The sequence below is a fragment of the Maribacter sp. genome, from assembly GCF_039968975.1.
In the GTDB taxonomy this organism is placed as follows: domain Bacteria; phylum Bacteroidota; class Bacteroidia; order Flavobacteriales; family Flavobacteriaceae; genus Maribacter.
Map to the genome: position 1 here is coordinate 1 of NZ_JBDVOT010000152.1, position 6,469 is coordinate 6,469.

Genomic DNA, 6,469 nt, shown 5'->3' on the forward strand with positions numbered 1-6,469 from the left:
TATAAATTATCGGTATCTACGTACCCTTTTTCAATAGCGGCATCAACACCACTCATCAAATCTTCGTAGTCATGATTTGGATAATCGTGGTGAATCAAGTTTCCAAATTCAGCTCCGTAACTTGTACTACCACGTGGGTTGCTATAAAGAACCACATAACCTGCCGCTGCATATGCTTGTATTTCTGCACTATACACAGAACCGTAGCTGGTAAATGGACCGCCATGAATTTCAAGAATAAATGGATACTTTTTATTCGGGTCAAAGTTTGGAGGAGTAACAACCCAACCTTGTATTTTTTGTTGGTCATATGAAGATTCCCACCAAATCTCTTCGGTCTTACCTAGATCTCTAAAAGAGAAAAGATCATCATTTACAAATGTTAATCGTTTAGAACTCTTTTTATCGGCAGCACCTAGATCAGACGGGTGTTCGGTATTTCCTAATGTATAAGCGAAACGAGAATTTTTAGAAACGGTAAAGCCTCCAGCGTTATATGGTCTTCCAAGAGAGAGTCCGCCAAGACCTTCAACAAGGGTAGTTACTTTTCCATCTAACGTAATATGACCTATTTTGGTAGACCCTTCGGTATCATACTGAAAATAAAGACCTTTGCCGTCATTAGCCCATTGTGCATTGGCAATGTCTCTATCAAAATTTCCGGAAAGTAATTTAGAATTGCTTCCGTCGGTATTCATTACATAAAGATTGGTGATTTGGTAACCCTGTAATTTGTCATCATTACCCGTGTATGCAATCATTTTACCATCAGGAGATACCTTTGGAGAACTATCAGGACCATATCTGTCAGTTAGAGCAGATACTTTAGCGGTAGCAATATCCAAAGCATAGACTTCACTATTTGCTGGTTCAAAAGCTTCATCTGGATTAAAATTCGCCGAAAAATATAATGTTCTGTCATTCTTTGCCCAAACAGGAGCGCCATGGTCAAACGCTGATGTCGTTAGTTGTTTAGGTGTACCACCGTCTAAAGAAAGGGTGAATATTTGATTATGCCCTCCTTTAATATATCCTTGTCCGTCGCCTCTGTAATTCAGCTTGTCTATATATGTTGGTGGCGTATTCCATTTAGCACCTTCAGGTTTAGCAGGTAATTTCACTATAGACTGCTCCGTTTCTGGCACAAACATGGTGAATGCCAAATAACGGTCATCATTAGACCAACTTACCGCCCCCGGTGCTTTAGGTGTATTGGTGAGCGGAGCAATTTCTTTGGTGTCCATCCACATGACATATAATTTCATCTTGCTATCTGATTTGTTAGATTTAAAGATGATTTTTTTTCCATCATGAGACCAACGAGGATAGTAGTCGTTCTGGTTGCCTGTCGTCAAAGGTCTATTTTGTGAACCGTCATAATTAACCATCCAAAGATTAGATAAATTTCTATCGGTCATAATGTCCTTGAAATTACGAACGTAGATAATTTTACTTCCGTCAGGAGATATCTGTGGGTCAGATACATACTCCATGTTAAAAATATCGGTCAGCTCAAGATTTGAAGAAACTTGGGCAGTAGCCGATAGTGTAAAAAATAGGAGAAAGAGTGTTTTAATAATAATTTTCATAGTGTTGAGTTTGGTTTGAAATGATGCCATGAAGATAGCGAAATACTTAAAAAAATGAACTTCTTGCGTTGAGAATTGAGGAAGTATTAACATTCTATTTTTTAATCCTTTTTGTATTTTCACAGTATGGAGGAAAAAGGCTATTTACATCAAATTCATCCAGTGCTTCCTGTTTGGGATGTAGTTGAGGCTTTAGATTTTTATGTAAACCGATTAGGGTTTAAAATTGCCTTTGCAGATGATGCTAAAAACCCAAAGTATGCAGGTATTTTAAGGGACGATATAGAGATTCACTTACAATGGCACAATCAAAAAATGTGGGATGCAGATATAGACAGACCAATGCTACGCATTGTTGCGCAGAATATTGAATCTCTGTACAATGAATTTTCTAGGGTAGATGTTTTTCATGCCCACACCTTGTTAAGGGAAACAGCTTGGGGTACTCGAGAATTTGCTTTTTACGACCCCTTTAAAAACGGATTAACATTTTATAGAGATGTATCAAGTGTTTAGCTTGATTAAGTAAGCTCGCATAAAACCAACAAAACATTGAATCTCGATTTTCGAGTATATTAAAATAAAAAAATGAAAGTATTATTTATAGGAGGAACAGGAAATATTAGTACACCCAGTAGTAGATTGGCTGTATCTAAAGGAATGGATTTATATGTGTTGAATAGGGGTAAAGCCAAAATAGCTATTGAAGGTGCGCAGAGTATCATAGGAGATATCAATAAGCCTGAAGAACTTACGGAGTTGAAAAAACATGAATGGGATGTTGTAGTAAACTGGATAGCTTTTACACCTCATGATATTGAGCGTGATATTGATTTGTTCAAAGGAAAGACCAAGCAATACATTTTCATCAGTTCTGCATCTTGTTATCAAACCCCGTTGAGTTATCCGGTGATAACGGAATCTACTCCGTTACATAATAATCTTTGGGATTATTCACAAGGTAAGATTCAGTGTGAAGACAGATTGCAAAAAGCATATCGTGAAGAAGGATTTCCTATAACCATTGTTCGCCCATCGTTAACGTATGATACTGTAATACCTATTGCCATTGGCGGATTCAATAAATACAATACCGCAAAGCGAATATTGGAAGGAAAAGAAATTATAATACATGGTGATGGTACATCACTATGGACCGTAACCCATTCCGATGATTTTGCAAAAGGTTTTGTGGGACTTTTAGGCTTACAAACCGCAATAGGTCATGCTTTTCATATTACATCTGATGAGGTGTTGACTTGGAATATGATTTACAAAATACTGGCGGATGCCCTAGGGAAAGAAGCAAAAGTAGTACATATAGCATCGGACTTCATTTGTAAAATAGAGCCATCATTTACGGGTACGTTACTGGCTGATAAAGCAGAAAGTGTATTGTTTGATAATACCAAGATAAAAACCTTTGTACCGGGCTTTAAAGCCACCATTCCGTTCTCGGAAGGCATAAAAAGAACAGTGAAGTGGTTAAAAGACAATCCAGAGCATCAGAATATAGACGAAGAAACCGAGGTTAAGATTGAGAATGTGCTGAGCGCTTATAAGCGGTTGTAGAATGTGGTTGGTATTTTAAATAATTTTACCATTCGTTTTACCCACCCCTTAATCCTCCTCTCTATGGAGGGGAGGAATACGTTGTTGATTGGGAATTTCGGATAGATTTGAAGTATTACGATAACAGAAATAGTGTTGTAAATTTTAATTGAAGCAACGAACTATTCCCCTCCTGGGAGGGGCTAGGGGTGGGTATTGAGAGTATTACGCTCTAATATTTATTTCAATAGTTTCAATAAAAATCACAGGATTAATATGAACTCAAAGAATTTAAGAAATAACAGTACTCGGTATCAATTCTTCAACAATTTCACCATCTTTTAAATACACGTAGTACGAATGGTTTTCCTCGTTTAAAGAAACGGAGGTATGTACTTCACCATCAATAAAATGAATGGCAGAACGGTCGTCACACGCATAACCATCAGATAATTTAGCTGTTTTAATATTTTCGAAATACAATGGTCTACGTGAAGTTTCAGAGTTATAATGCGGACAGTGGCTTTTGTCGATAAATGCCATACCACCAACTATACTTAATTCTTTAGGTCTAGAATCTGTAGTACCACCATTAAACCAACAAAGCGAGCCAGCGCTACCGCCACCCATAACTACGCCGTTATCATAAGCGTTCTTAAGGGCAACATCAATGCCTTGTGCTTGCCAAATGGCAAGCATATTCAATGTATTTCCGCCACCAACAATGATAGCATCCATACGAGAGATAATCTCCTCGAACGATTCTTTTTGGTCATAAGAATTAATCCAAACAGAAAGTACATGCGGAGTAACATCTATCTGAGAGCAAACATCATAAAACGAAGCAATATATTGTTCGTCTTCACCACTAGCTGTCGGGATAAAACACATGTTCGGTTTTTCTTTACCGGTTGCTTTGGCAATATAATTTAAGAAAGGTACGGTATGGCGACCGCTACCGTAAATAACCATTTGCTTTTTCATTATGCGGAGTATTAGTGTAGCATAATTCTAACAGAAGCTATTCGCTTCTGCTAGAGTCATTTCGTTTTTTAGGTCTGCTAGTATTTCTATTATTCTTTCCACGAAAGTTGTTACCACCAGGTCTATTTCTATTTTTGTTACGAGAATTACCTTGCTTTTTCTTTGGAGGCATAGGTTGATCATCAGAAGGCGTATCGGCATCAACAAATTGATGTTCAGGCATACGTGGTACCGACTGTTTAATCAATTTCTCTATATCTCGTAAGTATGCTCTTTCTTCTTTATCGCAAAATGAAAGTGCAATACCGCTAGCATTTGCACGCCCTGTTCTACCAATACGGTGTACATAGGTTTCAGAAACATTTGGTAAATCGTAGTTTACTACTAAGGATAGGTCTTCCACATCTATTCCTCTTGCGGCAATATCTGTAGCTACTAAAACTTTAAGGTCACCCTCTTTAAAGGCGCTTAATGCCTTCTGGCGTGCTGTTTGTGATTTGTTCCCGTGTATTGCTGCAGAACGTATACCGGCTTGGTCTAGCTTCTTTACAATCTTATTAGCACCATGCTTGGTTCTTGAGAATACGATTAAGGTATTTTCAGGATTTTCCTTTATAAGGTGAATTAAAAGTTTAGGCTTATTTGCTTTACTTACAAAGTAAACTCCCTGTTCTACCTTCTCTGCAGTAGCTTGTTCAGGCTTAATGGTAACGCGTTCAAAATCGCCCAACATTTTTCTAGATAGCTCTACAATGTCTTTTGGCATAGTAGCCGAAAAGAAAAGAGACTGTCTTTTAGGAGGCAATTTTGCAATGATTTTCTTGATATCGTGAATAAAGCCCATGTCCAACATCTGGTCCGCTTCATCAAGTACCACATGTTCTAAATCTCTAAAAGAAATAAAACCCTGATTCATTAAATCTAATAAACGACCAGGTGTAGCTACTAAAATATCAACGCCACCTCTAAGCGCATTTACTTGTTTTCCTTGCTTTACTCCGCCAAAAATTACGGTGTTACGTAAACCTGTATGCTTACCATAGGCGGTAAGACTTTCACTAATTTGTATTGCTAATTCACGCGTAGGGGTAACTATAAGTGCTTTTACTTTTCGCTTTGTCTGGCGTAAGCTAATACCCTCATACAATTGATGTAAAATAGGAATACCAAATGCAGCTGTTTTACCAGTACCTGTTTGCGCAACTCCCAGAAGGTCTTTGCCTTGGAGTAATATTGGAATGGATTGTTCTTGAATTGGAGTAGGGTGAGTATATCCTTCAGCCTCTAATGCTTTTAGGATTGGTTCGGCTAAGCCGAGTTCTTTAAATGTCATAAAAATTTTAATAAGTTGCAAAGGTACGGTTTAATGTGGAAGAAGCAGTATAGTAGTGTAAGGGGTGGTTTATCTAAAGTAATAAGCACTACGTATTAAGTACAAAGTAGTATGTTGGAAGTATAAAGTAAGAAGTATTAAGTACAAAGCTGAAAGTAGATATTAGAGTAAAGAGGAAAGATTTTTGGCAATGAAAATTTCGCTTCGCTATATTTTCATTTTCCAGCAACCAGCAACCAGCAACCAACAACCAGCAGTCAACAATCTATTTTCTCTTCTCTATCTTCTTTTTCTATTGTTTTGTATTTGAATTTGATTTTTGCATTTGAATTTTTACAATAAATCGTTTAACGACACTTAAAATCGCTAAGGTGTTTTTTGGGCTGTTGCCGTTTATCGATGCGATTTTACACTTTACCTGAACTTGTGTCAAGCAACGAGAATTAGGGGTTTTTCAGCGATTCATCACCTAGCAAAACAAGGTCTGCGGCGTTCTATAAGTGAAACAAACGCAAGTCATGAAAACAATAATCGCAACTATCTTCATTATCTTTTTAAGCTTCACAGCTCAAGCACAAAACAATACAGCTGATGTGAAAGTCGAAACGATTGAAATGAGCATCGTGACTGAAACTACGAACGAAATCAAAAGCGAATCAAATACAGAAGTTGCTCGTTTATACAAATTCAAAAATTCTAGAATCAAAAGAGATTTGAACTTTATCACGAAAGCGAACAGAGCTAAAATGGCATAAGTTTTAGTGTTCAGTTTTCAGTTGCCAGTTACAGTATTAAGTACTAAGTATAAAGTAGAGAATAGAATAAAGAATAAAGAGAAAAGACTTTTAAAAATGAAAATTTAGCAAAGCTAAATTTTTCCAACAGCCAACAGCCAACAGCCAACAGCCAACAGCCAACAGCCAACAGCCAACAGCCAACAGCCAACAGCCAACAGCCAACAGCCAACAGCCAACAGCCAACAGCCAACAGCCAACAGCCAACAGCCAACAGC

Annotated in this window: 6 protein-coding genes; 3 read left to right on the plus strand and 3 right to left on the minus strand. The window is 37.5% G+C overall.

The features are described from left to right. A partial coding sequence (locus ABJI11_RS10250; RefSeq protein ID WP_348351822.1) for a prolyl oligopeptidase family serine peptidase occupies nucleotides 1-1,589 on the minus strand: 1,589 nt, incomplete at its 3' end. 126 nt (nucleotides 1,590-1,715) lie between these two features. Between ABJI11_RS10250 and ABJI11_RS10255 the strand changes: the two genes are divergently transcribed. Beyond that, nucleotides 1,716-2,105: a glyoxalase superfamily protein gene (locus ABJI11_RS10255; RefSeq protein ID WP_348351824.1), complete on the plus strand. Its 390-nt coding sequence runs from the start codon at nucleotides 1,716-1,718 to the stop codon at nucleotides 2,103-2,105. Nucleotides 2,106-2,177: 72 nt separating this feature from the next. Beyond that, a complete protein-coding gene (locus tag ABJI11_RS10260) occupies nucleotides 2,178-3,161 on the plus strand; it encodes an SDR family oxidoreductase (protein WP_348351826.1) in 984 nt (327 codons plus the stop codon). Between the two features lie 270 nt (nucleotides 3,162-3,431). On the opposite strand, the gene ABJI11_RS10265 is transcribed toward ABJI11_RS10260, so the two are convergent. Together ABJI11_RS10265 and ABJI11_RS10270 are read right to left on the minus strand one after the other, a co-directional pair. Then, complete coding sequence (locus tag ABJI11_RS10265) at nucleotides 3,432-4,124, minus strand: peptidase E (protein ID WP_348351828.1); 693 nt, start codon at nucleotides 4,122-4,124, stop codon at nucleotides 3,432-3,434. 37 nt (nucleotides 4,125-4,161) lie between these two features. Next, nucleotides 4,162-5,457 (minus strand): DEAD/DEAH box helicase, encoded by a 1,296-nt coding sequence (locus ABJI11_RS10270; protein ID WP_276494310.1) that lies wholly within the window; start codon nucleotides 5,455-5,457, stop codon nucleotides 4,162-4,164. Between the two features lie 518 nt (nucleotides 5,458-5,975). Here ABJI11_RS10270 and ABJI11_RS10275 point away from each other — a divergent pair. Beyond that, complete coding sequence (locus ABJI11_RS10275; RefSeq protein WP_348351830.1) at nucleotides 5,976-6,212, plus strand: hypothetical protein; 237 nt, start codon at nucleotides 5,976-5,978, stop codon at nucleotides 6,210-6,212. Nucleotides 6,213-6,469: the final 257 nt, after the last annotated feature.

Excerpts from the sequence above, each read along its gene's own strand:
- ABJI11_RS10255 (WP_348351824.1), top strand. The coding sequence starts at position 1,716 with ATGGAGGAAAAAGGCTATTTACATCAAATTCATCCAGTGCTTCCTGTT.
- ABJI11_RS10260 (WP_348351826.1), top strand. The coding sequence starts at position 2,178 with ATGAAAGTATTATTTATAGGAGGAACAGGAAATATTAGTACACCCAGT.
- ABJI11_RS10265 (WP_348351828.1), bottom strand. The coding sequence starts at position 4,124 with ATGAAAAAGCAAATGGTTATTTACGGTAGCGGTCGCCATACCGTACCT.
- ABJI11_RS10270 (WP_276494310.1), bottom strand. The coding sequence starts at position 5,457 with ATGACATTTAAAGAACTCGGCTTAGCCGAACCAATCCTAAAAGCATTA.
- ABJI11_RS10275 (WP_348351830.1), top strand. The coding sequence starts at position 5,976 with ATGAAAACAATAATCGCAACTATCTTCATTATCTTTTTAAGCTTCACA.